General features: G+C 58.9%; 11 protein-coding genes. 4 read left to right on the top strand and 7 right to left on the bottom strand.

The features are described from left to right. Positions 1–205: 205 nt before the first annotated feature. The 3 genes from JIN78_RS07315 to cmk all read right to left on the bottom strand — a co-directional run bounded on the left by JIN78_RS07315 (position 206) and on the right by cmk (position 4,799). On the bottom strand, positions 206–3,256 hold the full coding sequence (locus JIN78_RS07315; protein ID WP_200391296.1) for a choice-of-anchor D domain-containing protein: 3,051 nt from the start codon (positions 3,254–3,256) through the stop codon (positions 206–208). Positions 3,257–3,513: 257 nt separating this feature from the next. After that, positions 3,514–4,152 (bottom strand): lysophospholipid acyltransferase family protein, encoded by a 639-nt coding sequence (locus tag JIN78_RS07320; RefSeq protein ID WP_234037858.1) that lies wholly within the window; start codon positions 4,150–4,152, stop codon positions 3,514–3,516. Continuing rightward, positions 4,149–4,799 carry a (d)CMP kinase gene (cmk, locus tag JIN78_RS07325; RefSeq protein ID WP_200391297.1) on the bottom strand — a complete coding sequence of 217 codons (651 nt, stop codon included), beginning with the start codon at positions 4,797–4,799 and terminating at the stop codon, positions 4,149–4,151. Before cmk ends, JIN78_RS07320 begins: the two co-directional genes overlap by 4 nt. A gap of 148 nt (positions 4,800–4,947) precedes the next feature. On the opposite strand from cmk, the gene JIN78_RS07330 reads away from it, so the two are divergent. Both JIN78_RS07330 and yihA read left to right on the top strand, forming a co-directional pair. Further along, positions 4,948–7,251 (top strand): FdhF/YdeP family oxidoreductase, encoded by a 2,304-nt coding sequence (locus JIN78_RS07330; protein WP_200391298.1) that lies wholly within the window; start codon positions 4,948–4,950, stop codon positions 7,249–7,251. Between the two features lie 43 nt (positions 7,252–7,294). Continuing rightward, entirely contained in the window at positions 7,295–7,897 is a 603-nt protein-coding gene (gene yihA / locus JIN78_RS07335; RefSeq protein ID WP_200391299.1) for a ribosome biogenesis GTP-binding protein YihA/YsxC, read from the top strand. Positions 7,898–7,959: 62 nt separating this feature from the next. On the opposite strand, the gene JIN78_RS07340 is transcribed toward yihA, so the two are convergent. Further along, positions 7,960–8,592, bottom strand: a complete 633-nt coding sequence (locus JIN78_RS07340; protein WP_200391300.1) for a L,D-transpeptidase — start codon at positions 8,590–8,592, stop codon at positions 7,960–7,962. A gap of 130 nt (positions 8,593–8,722) precedes the next feature. On the opposite strand from JIN78_RS07340, the gene JIN78_RS07345 reads away from it, so the two are divergent. Then, positions 8,723–9,328, top strand: coding sequence for a hypothetical protein (locus JIN78_RS07345; protein WP_200391301.1), 606 nt, complete (start codon positions 8,723–8,725; stop codon positions 9,326–9,328). Between the two features lie 39 nt (positions 9,329–9,367). On the opposite strand, the gene JIN78_RS07350 is transcribed toward JIN78_RS07345, so the two are convergent. Both JIN78_RS07350 and JIN78_RS07355 read right to left on the bottom strand, forming a co-directional pair. Then, on the bottom strand, positions 9,368–9,721 hold the full coding sequence (locus JIN78_RS07350) for an arsenate reductase family protein (RefSeq protein ID WP_200391302.1): 354 nt from the start codon (positions 9,719–9,721) through the stop codon (positions 9,368–9,370). Then, a complete protein-coding gene (locus tag JIN78_RS07355) occupies positions 9,721–13,248 on the bottom strand; it encodes a DEAD/DEAH box helicase (RefSeq protein WP_200391303.1) in 3,528 nt (1,175 codons plus the stop codon). The genes JIN78_RS07350 and JIN78_RS07355 overlap by 1 nt, the downstream gene beginning before the upstream one ends. Before the next feature lie 186 nt (positions 13,249–13,434). Between JIN78_RS07355 and JIN78_RS07360 the strand changes: the two genes are divergently transcribed. Next, positions 13,435–13,806, top strand: coding sequence for a hypothetical protein (locus tag JIN78_RS07360; RefSeq protein ID WP_200391304.1), 372 nt, complete (start codon positions 13,435–13,437; stop codon positions 13,804–13,806). Positions 13,807–13,974: 168 nt separating this feature from the next. Here the strand turns inward: JIN78_RS07360 and JIN78_RS07365 are convergent, their stop codons facing one another. Beyond that, positions 13,975–15,309: an NAD(P)/FAD-dependent oxidoreductase gene (locus JIN78_RS07365; protein WP_200391305.1), complete on the bottom strand. Its 1,335-nt coding sequence runs from the start codon at positions 15,307–15,309 to the stop codon at positions 13,975–13,977. Between the last annotated feature and the right edge of the window lie 207 nt (positions 15,310–15,516).

Raw genomic sequence — 15,516 nt, forward strand, 5'->3', positions numbered from 1 at the left:
TATTGGATTTGGTTGCTCATCCCCTCATCGCCCGGGTGACTCTGGAAAGCATAATTCACAAAACCACCCAATTGAAACCCGAAACGATAGGGGATAATGAGCGAGAAAATAGCAGAAAACGTTCCATCTCTCTCAAAATAAAAAGGCCGCCCGGCGAGGGCGGCCTTGGTCCAAAAGGATTAAAACTTTCTAATTATGAATGGTCTTAGAAAACCTGAACCGAAAGGCGGACGAAGAGTGAGCCTTCGACGGCCAAGGAAGCAGGCAGGTAGTATTCCACCAAATCGACACCGCTTTCCACGCCATCGACGGTTTCGACCACGACCACTCCGGCGTTCCCGTCAACCGCGGTGTCCCAGCCTGAAAGATCGGAACCATACTGCACCGCTATGGAGGTGCGGGCATCGCCACCAGCAGCAGACGAGCGGGGGAAGCGATAGACGAAATAATCACCCATCTCCTCATCGCCATCGGGATCCGCTGAGGTCATCAGCGCGGTGGGCAATTTATCAAGGTCCGAGCTTTCCGTATCCGCAACAGCACCACCGACAACCCATTCCAGCCCATTCGGCAGGGAATCGCCATCGGCATCCTCCTCAATGGCTCCCGTGGTCGCAGGATCCAGCCCCGCCGCACTTGCAAAAGCAAGGTAAGCAGAGGGAACGTCATCAGGCACCGCCGAACCGGAGAGGAGAAGGCTACTGATATAAGCTGAATTCAAATTGGCATTCTCAGTGATACGCAGCTCGTAGGTTTTTCCGCTCTCCACGTCAAAGACATCGCCAAGCTTCCCGGTGCGCAGAACTGGCCCGACGTAAATCGGAGCCTCCTCGCTGCCAACCTCGCCGAAGGTGACTTCCAAGGGCACCCCAAAAGAGGTTCCGCTCATATTGAAGTGACTGTAGAAGGCAAGTTCACCAGTCTGCTGACCACTGATGAGAACACTGATGTAATTGCCCGCACTTCCATTATAAGTGGTTTCCGCCCCATCAATTGACAAATCATCCCCGCCTTCCGCATCGGTGCCAGCAACAAGGTCACCATCGCGGGACTGGATAGCCAAGCTGATGCCACTCCCATTCGTGGTCGCGCCTTCGGAGACCACGAAAGGACGGTAGCCTTCCGCCACGGGGGAATCCGCCGTTCCGAAGTCAAAGCCCACGCTATTCCCCGACGCCATCATAAAACCGGTCATGGGAATGGTCAGAGAGCCTTCCTCCCCATCGAGGGTCAAAATGAGGTCATCCTCGTAGAATCCGCTATAGAAGGGGAAAAAGGCGACCTCCACCACTCCAGAAGCCCCGGGAGCCAAGGGCTCGGGGAAGGAAACAATTTCAAAATCGTTTTCATCAAAAGCGTAAGAATTCGTCTCATCAAATACGAGATTGCCCACCGCTCCATTGTTGGTCACCGGGACCGAGCCAATCACGCGCGCGTCATCGGAATAGGCAATCGCTCCAAAATCGAAGGAGCCCACCGACGAAAGCTGGGGACCGGCCACATTGATAGTGATGGAAACCACCCGGGGCGACGGTTGGGAGAGGTCGTTGGAGGCAATCTCCATCTCGAAGGTGTGAGCCCCGCTGCGAGTGGGGGTGAAGTCGAAGTTCACCACCTCCCGCACGCCTGCTGCGATCGTGGTCGGAAAGACCAGATTGGAAACAAGGCCGGCATCAGCACCGCTCACCGTCACCCCGGAAAGAGCCAATGGGGTGGTCTCATCGCCAGCAGCGTTTTCAACGATGATCGAGAACGTCTGACTCGCGGAGTTCTGGGCCAGGGTCACGGCCTCCGTCGCTTCCAACTGCGGGCTGTAATTGGCAACCGTGGCCTGCAAGCCCACCCGAACCACCGCACTGGGATAGGCCGTCGTGTTCAATTCCAAGGCTCCAATGAAATCTCCCGTTTCCGTCCCGGCGTCGAAGTAGACCTCGATTTCAGCGCTTTCTCCCGGTGCAATGGCCTCCGGCATCTCACCAAAGGAAAAGCCGCTGCGGTTTTGGAGAATCACCGAATCAGAAACCCCCTCCTCATCGGCGGGAAATTCCAACGCATCATTTTCTCCATTGTTAGTAACCGTCAGAGTGTAGGTTTGAATCCCCGAACCAGGCACCACCTCACCGAAATTAATCAGGTCGGTATTGGTCGTCCCGACAGCCCCAAGCAACTGGAGTTCCACCGGCACCGCATCAAGCAGCACCTCACCTTCGCCATAAATCTCGAGGGCAAAATGATGCCGGGCAGAGGCCACGGAAGGCGTGAAATCGAAGGTGATATCCGCGCTTCCCCCCACCGGAATGCTATCCGGGTAAGAAAGATTGCTCACGTCGGCGGCATCGCCGCCCGTGATCTGGAGATCAGAAATGGCAATGGCTGAGCTCGTGCCCCCATTAGCCACCGTCACGGTGTAGGACTGGGTTTCAGCCTGCAAAAGTTCACGCACAAATAGCGGGGCAATCAAATCATTGGCCGGAGCAGTCTCGGCGACAATGGTCGCCTGCAAAGCATTCGCGCCGTAAACGACCTCAACAGCGGTTCCTTCCGCCAAACCATTGGCCACGACCTGGCCAAAAGTGCCGTCGCCCGAACGACCGGTGACGCCGACAAATCCGCTCACTCCCGTAATGAGGTCAAAGGTGGTCCCCAACTCGGGAGGACTATCGAAAGTCAGCTCCAGAGTGGAACCCAATCCCAATTCCACCTGCAAAGACTGTCCGGTGAAGGTGAAGTTGTCGAAACCCCCTTCGTCGTTCTTGCTGATTTCGAAGGCCAAGGTCGCCTTATCGATGACCAGCTCATCCTGAAAATTGCCATCCGCAATCGCTCCCGACCCCATGGTGACGGAGCCATGATGGACCTCCAAAGTTTTGCTGATCTGAAAAGTCGAACCGGATTCGAAGACGAGATGACCTTCCCCGTAGTTGGTTCCGACAAAAACGTCCGCCCCGGTTCCAGCCACATCAAGTCGCCCTCCTTCTTCCACAATCAAGCGCCCGACCGTACCAAATCCATTCGCGATGTGAAGGTCCGTGCCGTTGTTTCCAGAACGATGCTGCAACTCGAAACTGCCGGTTCGCAGCTCAGCATTAAGATAAAGGTGATAACCAATTCCCGTTGCGGTGTTGTAGTTGCCTGACATCTCGGCGTCTCGCATCAAGAATCCGTTGTTCCCGGTAAAGAGAAGGCCTCGAGACCAGTTTGCGGCGTTGTTGAATTCATCGTCAACGAAGCCGAAAAAGTAGGAACGCGCCGACATTTGGCCCACTGCCGCTAGCAGAAGGGCTGAAATTAGAGCAGTTTTTTTCATAGATATCACACTGTCGTGGACACTATACCTGCACATTCCATTCCAAATTGTCCACTAGTTAGACACAAAATTGTCAACAGCGTGAACTGTCACGCAAATTTGCTCCGCCCATTGGACAGGGGCTGTCCCATTGGATGTCAAATTGCTGCCGATATTGGCAGCGCTCTTGTGATAGGAGCGAAGGCCGAAAACGGCCCGAAGGTGAGCTAGCGACGCTCCGGGAGCTCGATGGCAGCAATGGCCGCTATCACCTTGTCCGCGATCGCCTGGTAGGCCTCCCGTCCTTTGCCCTTGAGCTCCTCTTCCGTAAACTCAATGGGCTCCCCCACCACTAGGGTCACCTGGCGGTTTTTCCAAAAAGAAGCGCCCCGGGGCAGGGCCTCGTGAGCCCCGAAAAGCCGCACTGGCAAGACCGGCACCCGGGCCTTGGAAACGATGAGACCAACCCCGGCTTTAGCGGGCAAAAGCTGCCCATCCCAAGAGCGTTCCCCCTCCGGAAACATGACCACCCGCTCGCCTGATTTGAGCAATTTGATGATATTCTTCAGACTGCTCATGTCGGGATTTTCCTGGTCGATGGGGATGGAATTCCAGCGCGGATAAAGCCAGGCCGTAAAGCCCTTGAAGAGAGTCTTGCGGGCCAGGTAGAAGACACCCTTGCGATGGGCGATGCCCACCAAGGGGGGGTCGAGAAAGCTCACGTGATTGGAAACGACGAGGGCCCCACCTTCTTCGATGAGGCGCTCGCGGCCAACCACTTCGTAGTTGAAAGAAGCCTTGGCCACCCCGCGGAACCAGCTCCAGCCCGCCCAATAAGTCCAGTTCATATTCTGTATCAGCTTCATGCGTTCCATCCCAGATGAGTTAATTCTTCCTTCACTTTTGCCACCACTTCCTCGATGGCGAGGTCCGAGCTGTCGACAAGAATGGCTCCATCGGCCACTCGCAAGGGAGAAGTCTTGCGCTCGGAATCGCGTTTATCCCGTTCGCTGACCGCATCGTCAGCCCCCTCGGCCGCGCGCCTCTGGCTCCGCACTTCCTCGCTGGCGGTGACGAACACTTTGTAGGGGGTATCGGGAAAGACCACGGTGCCAATGTCGCGTCCTTCCATGACGAGATCGCCCAAGGCGAGGAACTCCCGCTGCTTGGCGACCAGGAGTTCGCGCACTTCCGGAATGGCGGCAATGTGGGAGACGGCGGCGTTGACCTCATCACTTTTCAACTGCTCGAGAGTGGGCTCGACCTCATCGACTTTCATCACCGTCTGCCCGTCGCGAATCACACAGCCCCATTGCACCTGGGGCAAGAGCGCGACGATTTCCGCACTAGCCTCGGGGGCGATGTCGCGGCGCAGAACCTCCCAAGTCACCGCGCGATACATCGCCCCGGAGTTGACCATGGTCAGCCCCCAATCTTCTGCCAACCGTCGGGCGACGGTGCTTTTTCCCGAAGCGGCCGGGCCATCAATGGCGATTGCGCGAAAAGTGGTCATGGTCGTGTTGGCGAAATCCTGCCCCCATCAGGCCCAGAAAAGCAACCCCCCTCCCTGTCGCCACCCGATTTTGCGTTTCACACCAGGGTGACCCCACTTCTGCAGCATTCGCTTGCAGTCCCCAGCCTCTCCCCTTTATTCTAACGAGATGAAATCCGCGCCCGAGACCCTTCCCGATGCCGAACCGCCCCGCGAGCTCTCTGATCTTCATCGCAGCGAGCCCAAGGCCCATGCCGTCGGCTCGGCAGCCGTGATTTCCAGTCTGGCCCAGATCCATGCCCATACCGATCCTGTGCGCGGCACCAAGGCCCTCACCAAGCTCAACCAAAAGGACGGGTTCGACTGCCCCAGCTGCGCCTGGGCAGACCCGGACGGCAAGCGCTCCATGGCCGAATTCTGTGAAAACGGCGCCAAGGCCGTGGCCACTGAGATCACTAATCGCCGCGTGGATCGGGAGTTTTTCGCCACTCACTCCTTACTCGATTTGGGCAAAAAAAGCGACTACTGGCTCAATGACGCCGGCCGCATCACCGAGCCCTTTCTCCTCGACGAGGGAGCCAGCCACTATCGCCCGGTGAGCTGGGAAGAGGCCTTCGCCGTCCTCGCCGAGGAGCTCAATGCCTGCGAGCACCCCGACGAAGCCATCTTCTACACCTCCGGGCGAGCCAGCAACGAAGCCGCCTTTGTCTACCAACTCTTTGTGCGCCAATTCGGGACCAACAACCTTCCCGATTGTTCGAACATGTGCCACGAGTCCAGTGGTTCGGCCCTGAGCGAGACCATTGGCATTGGAAAAGGCACCGTCACCCTGGAAGACCTCGAAACCACCGATTGCGTGCTGGTAGTGGGACAAAACCCCGGCACCAATCATCCCCGCATGCTGACCTCCCTCGAGCAAACGGTCAAAAACGGGGGCCAGATCATCTCCGTCAACCCCCTGCGGGAAACGGGGCTGCGCGCCTTTGCCCATCCCCAAAAAGTCTCCGGCATGCTGGGCAAAGCAACCCCTCTTTCCTCCCTCCACCTCCCGGTCAAACTCAACGGCGATCTCGCTCTTTTCAAGGGCCTCATCAAGTGCGCCTTTGAGGCCGAGGCCAAAAATCCCGGCACCGTGGTCGACGAAAACTTCGTGCGCACTCACAGCGCAGGATTCGAAGAATTCCAGGCCGCCGCCGAGAAAGTGGAATGGGCGGAACTCGTCGACCAATCCGGTCTCAGCGAAGAGCAGATTCGCCAGGCGGCCGCCATTTTTCTCCAGGCCGAAAACGCCATCACCTGCTGGGCGATGGGGCTCACCCAGCACCACAACTCGGTGGAAATCATTCGCGAAGTGGTCAATCTGCACCTCCTCACCGGAAAGATTGGCCGCCCCAAAAGCGGGCTCTGCCCCGTGCGTGGGCACAGTAACGTGCAGGGCGACCGCACGATGGGCATTTGGGAAAAATCGCCGGAGAGCTTTCTAGCTCGTCTCGATCAGGAGTTCGCCTTCACCTCTCCGCGCAAGCATGGCTACGACACCGTGGAGGCCATCCGCGCCATGCACGCCGGGGAAGGCCGGGTCTTTTTTGCCCTGGGCGGAAACTTCCTTTCTGCCGCACCCGATACCCACTACACCGCGTGCGCCCTGCGCCGTTGCCAGCTCACCGCCCACGTCTCGACCAAGCTCAATCGCAGCCACCTCGTCACCGGCAAGCGGGCCCTCATCCTTCCCTGCCTCGGACGCAGCGAGATCGACCACCAGGCCACGGGCCCGCAAATGGTCTCGGTGGAGAATTCCATGGGCGTGGTTTCCAGCTCGCGTGGTGCCCTCGAGCCGGCCTCGCCCCACCTCCTCAGCGAGCCCGCCATCATTTGCCGCCTGGCTGCCGCCACCTTGGGCGAGCGCTCGCAAGTTCCTTGGCAAGCCTTCGAGAAGGACTACGACCAGATCCGCGAGCGCATCGCCCGCGTCATCCCCGGTTTCGAGGATTTCAACAACAAGCTGCGCCAACCGGGCGGCTTCTATCTGCCCAATGCGGTCAAAAAGCGCGTTTTCAACACTGCCACCGGCAAGGCCAACTTCACCGTTAATCCCCTCCGCCCCCTTGCTCTGGAAGACGGCCAGCTCCTCCTGCAAACCTTCCGCAGCCATGACCAGTTCAACACCACGGTCTACGGCCTGGACGACCGCTACCGGGGTATCAAAAACGAGCGCCGCGTGATCTTCCTAAATCCCGAAGACATGAAAGAGCGCGGACTCGAAGCCGAGGAAGCGGTGGACATCACCAGTCACTTCGAGGGCGAGAGCCGCACTGCGAAGCTCTTTCTAGCCATTCCCTACGAGACCCCCCGGGGCACGGCGGCGGCCTACTACCCCGAGGCCAACGTCTTGGTGCCCATCAATTCCACCGCCGCCACGAGCCAGACTCCGACCTCCAAATCGGTCATCATCACTTTGCACAAACGCGACTAAGCCCGCGTTTGTCAGCGGAGGGAAAGAAGGTTAGAACAGGGCCATGAATATCGGCCAAGCCACCTTCCTGACCTCCGCGCCCGAGCTGGCGGAATGCCCCGAAACCCCTCTGCCCGAGGTCGCCTTCATCGGGCGCTCCAATGTGGGCAAATCCTCGCTCCTGAACATGCTCACCAACCGCAAGGAGTTGGCCAAGACCTCCTCCCGACCCGGCAAAACCGAGCTCATCAACTACTTCGCCATTCCACCCAAGGCCGGCCATCTCGTCGACCTTCCCGGCTACGGCTACGCGCGTAAATCCAAGGAACGGCGCGAGCTTTTTGCCACTCTGATCGCCGACTACATCGCCGATCGACCGCAATTGCAGCACGTCTTCGTGCTCGTCGACGCCATGATTCCGCCCCAGGCTCTCGATCTGGACTTCATCCTCTGGCTGGCCGATCTGGGCCGCCCCCACACCATTCTCTTCACCAAGACCGATCGCTTGAAGAAGACTCCCTTGCAGAAAAATACCGAGCGCTTCGCTGCGGCATTGGGCGAGCACTACAATCCCCTGCCGGAAATGATCGTGACCTCCTCCAAAAAAGGAACCGGCAAAAGCGAAATCCTCGCCGTCATTCGCGAAGCCTTTGCCACTGGCAAGTAGACCGAAAAAAACCGGTCGCGCTCTCACGCGACCGGTTTCTCCAGAAAGAAAGTCGAAACGGCTTAGAAATTCCACATCTTGCCCTGCTCGGCATCAGTGAAGACCTGCTGGCTCTGCATGTAGGAATTCGGTGGATCCGGAAGGGGCGAGTCGTCCAGATTGGGCAACTTGGCCCCGATGGTGGCATCCCAAGGCTGGCTGCTGGCGACGTGCACCGGAGTGCCCACGCGAGCGAGATTGAAGGCCTTGCGAGCGGAGTTGAGCGGCATGCGCACACAACCGGCAGTGCAGGGATAGGGCTTCACAAAACCCCAGTGCATGCCATAGGCCGGACCATAAAAGGACATCCAGTAAGTCATGGGATAACCCCGACCCGGTTGGCTCTGGCGACGGCGGAACTTGGTCTTGGAAAGAATGCGGTGAGTGCCTTTGGGAGTCGGCGAAGAAGCCTTGCCCACGGCAGCCGGAGTGGCCATGAGCACCTTGTCTCCCTCCACCACGTAAAGGCGCTGGGCAGTGGTGCTGATCGCGATTTTGACGTTATTCGGGTTGCTCGGCTGGGTCACCGGCGGGTCGAACTTGAAGGAATTGGCGGGAGTCGTATTCGCGGTCGGAGCCCCCCCTCCGCAGGAGGTCATCAGGAAGGAGCCAGCCGCCAGTGCGGCTACGGCGAGGAATTGCGGGATCAATTTCATAGTTTGGTTCGTGGGAACGATGGAAACTTTCATAAAATGAGCCTGCAAGCAACCCGTTAGGACGTGATGGCTGGCTTTCTCCTCGGCAGAAAGCCCCTTCCCGGCGCAAGCTGGCCCCTTTGTTTTCCTGATGAACTTCGAGATGCCCCTCTCTTCCGGCCCGCCGGAACTCCCCACCGGGGATTGCTACCCCGCCCGCCGGAGCGCGACCGAGAACGAGCGCAGCTACCGCCTGCGCGCCGGGCAATTGGCTCTCCTTCTTCCCGACCAAGCTCCTAAGGTCACCCCTCTCAGCGAAGCCAGCCGGCTCCGGCTCCGCTTTGAGCCCACCCGGGTGCAACCCAATCGCTATCTTTGCGAAATCACTTTCCGCCACGGTCTCCGCTACACCCTGAGCAACGAGCGCTACCGGGGATTCGGCGATTTCGAGGACCAGTCGGAGGATTACCGCCACTGGGTGCGCCTTCTCATTCGCGAGACCGCCTACCACGCTCCCCATTGCCAGCTGATCACGGGCTGCCACCCTCTTCTCTGGTGGTTCTACCTCGCTCTCAATCTCGTGGTCTTTGGCGGGCTCATCGCGCTCCTCCTCACCATCGGCTTCGCCTACTTGCCAATCGCCCTCTGCAAGCTCGTGGCCCTGGCCGTGTTCGTGCCCCTTGCTTGGAAATGGTTCCGCAAGAACCGGACCCGAAGCTTCGATCCCGCCCGGATTCCCAGCGAACTGCTGCCCTAACGGACTCAAACCCGACTGCGGGCAGGACCACCGCCGCAATCAGGCGAATGCGTCTTCCCACTCCTTTTCGCGAAAACCCGTGAGAGCCTTTCCCTCCCCGATGAAGAAGGGACGCTTCACCAACATGCCATTGCTTTGCAAAAGCGCGAAGGCCTCCTGCTCCGTCAAGGTCGGCACGCGTTCCTTCAGGTTCAGCTTGCGATAATCCATTCCAGAGGTGTTGAAAAGCTTGCGCAATTCTCCTCCCTTGCCCGCCAACATCGCCGCCAGGTCTTCATCCCCGGGCGGCGTCTCTTTAATGGCCCGGACCTCATGCTCAATGCCGCGCGCCTGCAACCATTGCAGGGCTTTGCGGCAGGTGGAGCACTTGTCGTAGGCGTAGACCCGGATCATCAGTCGTCTCCCAAATCGTCTTCATCATCCATCTCGCCGCCATGGCTCAGGATGAACTGCAGGTCATCGATGCCCAGATTGCTGGCAAAACCTTCGTCCCCGAGGACGTTGGTCACCAACGCTGTCTTCTGGTGCTGGAGCACGCGAATCTTCTCCTCCACCGAGTCCCGGGTCAGAAGGCGATAGGCGATCACCTTGTTCTTCTGACCGATGCGGTGAGTCCGGTCGATGGCCTGGTTTTCCACCGCCGGGTTCCACCAGGGATCGTAGAGGATGACGTAGGAGGCGGAGGTGAGGTTGAGGCCCGCTCCACCCGCTTTGAGCGACAAGAGGAAGACCGATGGATCCTTGGTCGTCTGGAATTTCTCAATCTCGCCGCGGCGATCCTTGGTCTGCCCCGTCAGGTAATTGAAGGGCCGGCTATCCACTTCGAGCTGGGCTTTGATGATTTCCAGCATGGAAACGAACTGGGAGAAGACGAGCACCTTGTGTCCTTCTTCACGCAACTGGTCGAGAAGGTAGAAGAGGGAGGTCAGCTTGGAGCTTTCTTCCTTGAGATACTTGGGATCGATCAGCCCCGGGTGACAGCAAATCTGACGAAGGCGCATGAGGCCCTGCAGAATCGCGAAGGAATTCTTTTTCACCGCCTCATCGGAGTCGAGACCGAGGAGCGCCTTTTGGATGCGCTTGAGCTCGGCCTTATACATTTCCAGCTGGATGCCCTCCATCTTGGAGTAAACCTCTTCCTCCGTCCGGGGGGGAAGGTCCTTGGCCACCTGCAGCTTGGTGCGGCGCAGCAGGAAGGGGCGCAGCCGGGCGGCGAGGCGGTTTTGAGAAAGCGGATCCTTGCGCTTGTCGAAGCGCTTTTTGAAGTAAGCCCGGCTACCCAGAACCCCGGGCATGGCGAAGGCCATCAGGGACCACATGTCCATCAGGCGGTTCTCAATGGGAGTTCCGGTCAACACGAGACGATTCTCTGCCTCCAGATCGCGGGCCCCCTTGGCCGCCTTCGAGTCGGGGTTCTTAATCTGCTGCCCTTCATCGAGGACCACCACCAGCCAACGGACCGACTTGAGCTCTTCCTCGCAGACCCGCAATTGGGCATAGTTGAGCACGAGCACGTCGATGGAGTTGAGAATTTGGTCTTTGTCGAACTCATCGCGACTGCGCAGCACCTGCACATTGAGCTTGGGAGCGAACTTGGCGGTCTCCATGGCCCAGACGTCGAGGACGGACTTGGGACAGACCACCAGCGCGGGGATGCGACGTCCCTCGGCCTCCGCTTGCTCGCGCAACCAGAGGATGTAGGAGATACTCTGCACCGTCTTGCCCAAGCCCATATCGTCGGCCAGGATACCACCGAAGCCATTGGTTGCCAAGTAGGCCAGGAATCGGAAGCCTTCGGCCTGGTAGGGCCGCAACTCGGCATTGAGGCTCTTGGGCACCTCGGCATTGGACTCCAGCTGGATATCCTTCGCCCGGTCCTTGATGCGCTTCCAAGCCTTGGGATCGAAAACCTCGGCCGCCTTGGGGTCGGCCAATTGCATGGCGTGCATGCGGTGGGTCTCGCCGGAAAGATCGAAGGGATCGAGCCCGAGACGGGTCACCGCATCCCGCTGATCATCATCCAGCTTGATTTCCAGACGCATCCAGGTGCCATCGTCCATGCGGACGTAGCCACCCCGCGCCGCGACAAGCTGGCGAATCTGGGTTTTGGAAAGATTGACCCCTTCCACATCGATGACCACGCGGAGATCGAACCAGTCGATCTCTTGGTTGACCACTTCGAAGCGGATGGCGGCCGAAACCGGGTCGGCCAGAATGGTCTTCAGTTTGCCATCCATCTCGACTTCCACGAAGGGAGGCATGGCCTCCACCCATTCAGCGAATTTTTCCGGGAACTGCTTGGTCACCCGGGACTTGAATTCACCCAGTTTCTCATCGTAGGTGAGCCCCATTTCGCTCAACAAATCGGGCACGGGGTAAAGTTTCTCACGGGCAAAGCGGAGCAACTGGTTGCCCCGGACGGGCTTTTGCTCCACGACATCCCATCCCCCGCGAATGAGCTTCTCGGTGCGGCGACCACGCTTCTCCAAGGCGGTGACGTCCATCACCAAGTGCTCGGTTTCCGCCGCCGTCAAACCTTGCTCGATGCGCATCTTGAAGCGCGGGTAGAGGTCCAGATCGACCACCCGGCGCTTCATGGACTTGGGCAGAGTGGCCCCAATCTTGCGCAGGAACTCCACTCCTTCCAAGGAGTCAATCACCCCGAAGGGAATGTCGTAGCGGGGCATGACCTCGGTATCGTCCAACCAACGGGGCGGCCCGGGGAAGACGGTTTCGTCAGACTGGTAGAGTTCCTCCCGACCGGGGAGAAGACGCACCGAGTGCGAGACCGGATTGCCCGCTTTGGTCACCAGCTGGAGCGCAAAAACCTCCTTATTGCCGGGAACATCCTCGCACTGCCAGCGCAAGGCATCCTTCACCACTTTGAAGTGCCGCTCATCGAGGTTCACCATATAACCCTTGAGCGCCTTCTGGCGGAAAAGGCGGTTCATGATGGAACACGCCTCTTCATCATCCAAATCCAGTTTGGCATCGTTGGTGCGCTCGAGGTAGGAGATGAACTCTTCCCACAAAATCTGGCTGGAAGCATCCATGCGGAGGGCGGAATCCGCGTAAAGACTCCTGAGACGCTCGATTTCAGGCTTCTCGGAGACGGGATACCATTCGCCTTCTTCCTCGCGCGCCTGCAGGCGGGCTTCGTTCATGGTGGCCACAATGCGCAGCGAGAGATTGACCGGCTGCTCCTGCGGCGGCCGCTCATTCACGCTCTCGATGCGTTCATACCAAGCCGCAATCTCGCGCTCCTGCTCCCATTCGCTCATCTTCTTCTGCACTTCCGCCAGATCGGTGATGCAGTTCATAAACTCCGGGTAAGGGAGCTTCTTCTTGTAAAAGGCGTAGGCGATGTAGTTCCAGAACTCGAGGATATCGCCCGGAGGCACGGGCCAGAGCTCCAGGGGCTCATAGGTCTGGATTTCCCACCGGGGGCTCAGCCGGACCATATCGTGGTCGTGGATTTCCCCCTCGATGGCATAGCGCCGGTAACGTTTCTCTACTTTGGAGACGAAGTCGGCCTCCTTGTCATCCAGCTCCCGGTCCAATTTTTCCTCAATCAGGTCCAGGATGGGGGCATCGTCGAATTCGTTGGGCGATTCCGGCAGATCCTCTCCCCGCTGCAGACGCTCCAACATGGTGGCATATTGCGCGGCACCCGAGGCTTTCTCGTCCTCCGCGGTGCAGCTTCCGAACCAGCGATTCCCCTGCAGGCGAAGGGTCGTGCGATGGGTATTCCCTTTTTCGTCAACCCGGCCTTGGATGAAGAGGTGGTTACCGAAGATCTGGGAGACCCCTCCCTCCTGTTGAAGCTTTTCACCACGTTTCTGGACAGCTTCTGGAAAGCTGTTGAGGAAATTCAACGTGGCCCGATCGGGGTTGAGCGAGGACATCAGGGATTCGGACATAATAGAGAACAGCGTTTCCCAGCCGGAGGAACGGCTGAGGGCCGCGAAGACTAGCACCTTCCTCCGAAAAAAGGCAAGCGATAGAACGAGATCCCACCCGCAAAGGTGAAAAAGCCCTCATTTTTCCCGCCTCCCGGGGCCAATTCTCCTTGCCAAGGGACGAGTTCCCAAGTCCCGTAACCGGACATGAACGACATGCCCCAAAAAGGAATCCTCACCGGATCCATTCTCATCGCCGTGGCCCTCATCGGTTACTTTGCCAGTGGAATGGCCAGCTGGACCGCCCTTATCCCGGCCATAGCCGGTCTTCCCATCCTTCTCTGCTCGCTGGTCGCCCGCAAGGATCACCTCTTAAAGCATGGCATGCATGGCGCGGCGGTGTTTGCCCTGTTGGGTTTCCTCGCCCCCCTGGGCCGCCTCATCCCCACCGCTATCAAGGGCGAATTCGTCTTCAATCTCGCCACGGCCATCATGCTGGCCATGCTCGTGATTTGCGGCTTCTTTCTCTTCCTCTGCATCCAGTCCTTCAAGGCTGCGCGACGAGCCAAGCAAGGCTAAGACCAGCCCGGCCGACGAGGGCGGCCTGAACTTCCAGTGCGGGCTTTCGTGGGCCCAAGCTTTTCGCTTGGGCCGATTGATCGCTCCGACCATCGCTCCGACCGACAGAGTTTTACTGCGGACAAGAATGTCCGCGCTCCCTCGCCTCTCGCAAACCCGGAGGTGCCCTTACTGCTTTCCGGCCCGATCTTCCGGGTGAGGCTCGATGAGGCCCTTGGTCAGTAGATTGTTCTCCGAGCTGGCATCGGTGAAGACCCGGGCTCCGGGCACATTCTTGACGTAAGCCCAGAACCAGCTCATGAGGACCCCCACCTTGTTGCGGAAGTCGACGAGGAAGAGAACGTGGACGAAGAGCCAGATGAGCCAGCCCAACCAGCCGCGCGGCTTCCAATCTTTCACCTCCACGACGGCGGAACCTTTACTCACGATCGCCATTTGCCCCTTGTCGGTGTAGCGGAAGGGATAAGTGGGGCGCGGTTTGTCGAGCGGCGTGGTGGTGATGAGGGAGGCCACATGCTCGCCTTCTTGCATCGCGGCAGGGGCTTGCCCGGGGATGGGCTTGCCATTTTCCTGCTCCAGATAGGCACAATCACCCACCACGAAGGCGGAGGGATAACCGGGAATAGAAAGATCAGGGGCGACCTTCACAAGGCCGCCACGAGTCAGCTCGGGCTGCGGCTCGATCTGGCGGGTCAGGTCGGCAGCCTGCACCCCGGCAGCCCAGATGATGGTAGCCGCCTTGAGTTCCTCGCCCCCTTTGAGCACCACGGTCTGGGAACGAATGTCGGAGACAAAGGCCTGGGTGCGAACCTCAACCCCCAGCTTTTCCAAGTGCTCGGCGGTGTAGCGGCTCTGCTCGGGACTGAATGGCGCCAAGAGGCGATCTTGTCCCTCGATGAGAATGATACGCTGCTGACTGGTGTCGAAACGCCGGTAATGCCGCTTGAGGTTCCGTCGCACCAGATCGCAGAAGGCGCCCGCCAGCTCGACTCCGGTGGGACCACCACCTACGATGATGACCGTAGATAGAATTTCCTGCTGTTCCCCTTCGGTCTGGTCGGCGAATTCCAGATTGCGCAGGACCGCTTTGCGAATGCCAATGGCATCGGAAAGGCTCTTGAGCTGATGGACGTGCTCGGCCCAGTGATCGTTGCCGAAAAAAGAAGTGCGGGCTCCGGGAGCCATCACGACGGCATCGTAGTCGAGGGTCACTCCCGAGCCGAGGAAGACCTGCTTCTTCTCCAGATCCACTCCAGTAGCCTCGTCGTAGCGCACATCGATCCAGTCGCTCCCGGTGAACATCCCCCGCAAGGAGCGGGCGATATCCGGTCCCGTCAGGGTGGTGGTCGCCACCTGGTAGAGCAGGGGTTGGAAGAGATGATGATTGCGTCGGTCAAGCAAGGTCACCCGGAACTTGTCTCGCTTGGCCAAACGGCGGGCACAAGCGAGTCCTCCAAAACCACCTCCAATGACAACAACGTGTTTAACGGGATCCGAGCTCATGAGCAGAAAGCCGCTTCTGCCCCCGATTCGAGAGCGGGTAAAGCCTCAAGTCGGAAAGATCACCGCCTGCCCCAAGCGGTCTCCCGCAGCAGAGGCATTTCCCTGCCCGATGACAAATCCACGCCGATCCTTGGCAATCGATCGCTAGCCCCCTCCCTGCCTCCGCAGACAGACTAGCCACCACCTGCTCCTTCTGGAGACGGCCCC

Source organism: Roseibacillus ishigakijimensis (assembly GCF_016595415.1).
Lineage (GTDB): Bacteria > Verrucomicrobiota > Verrucomicrobiia > Verrucomicrobiales > Akkermansiaceae > Roseibacillus > Roseibacillus ishigakijimensis.

Excerpts from the sequence above, each read along its gene's own strand:
- yihA (WP_200391299.1), top strand. The coding sequence starts at position 7,295 with ATGAATATCGGCCAAGCCACCTTCCTGACCTCCGCGCCCGAGCTGGCG.
- JIN78_RS07320 (WP_234037858.1), bottom strand. The coding sequence starts at position 4,152 with ATGAAGCTGATACAGAATATGAACTGGACTTATTGGGCGGGCTGGAGC.
- JIN78_RS07345 (WP_200391301.1), top strand. The coding sequence starts at position 8,723 with ATGAACTTCGAGATGCCCCTCTCTTCCGGCCCGCCGGAACTCCCCACC.
- JIN78_RS07360 (WP_200391304.1), top strand. The coding sequence starts at position 13,435 with ATGAACGACATGCCCCAAAAAGGAATCCTCACCGGATCCATTCTCATC.
- JIN78_RS07365 (WP_200391305.1), bottom strand. The coding sequence starts at position 15,309 with ATGAGCTCGGATCCCGTTAAACACGTTGTTGTCATTGGAGGTGGTTTT.
- JIN78_RS07350 (WP_200391302.1), bottom strand. The coding sequence starts at position 9,721 with ATGATCCGGGTCTACGCCTACGACAAGTGCTCCACCTGCCGCAAAGCC.
- JIN78_RS07315 (WP_200391296.1), bottom strand. The coding sequence starts at position 3,256 with ATGTCGGCGCGTTCCTACTTTTTCGGCTTCGTTGACGATGAATTCAAC.
- JIN78_RS07330 (WP_200391298.1), top strand. The coding sequence starts at position 4,948 with ATGAAATCCGCGCCCGAGACCCTTCCCGATGCCGAACCGCCCCGCGAG.
- cmk (WP_200391297.1), bottom strand. The coding sequence starts at position 4,799 with ATGACCACTTTTCGCGCAATCGCCATTGATGGCCCGGCCGCTTCGGGA.
- JIN78_RS07340 (WP_200391300.1), bottom strand. The coding sequence starts at position 8,592 with ATGAAATTGATCCCGCAATTCCTCGCCGTAGCCGCACTGGCGGCTGGC.
- JIN78_RS07355 (WP_200391303.1), bottom strand. The coding sequence starts at position 13,248 with ATGTCCGAATCCCTGATGTCCTCGCTCAACCCCGATCGGGCCACGTTG.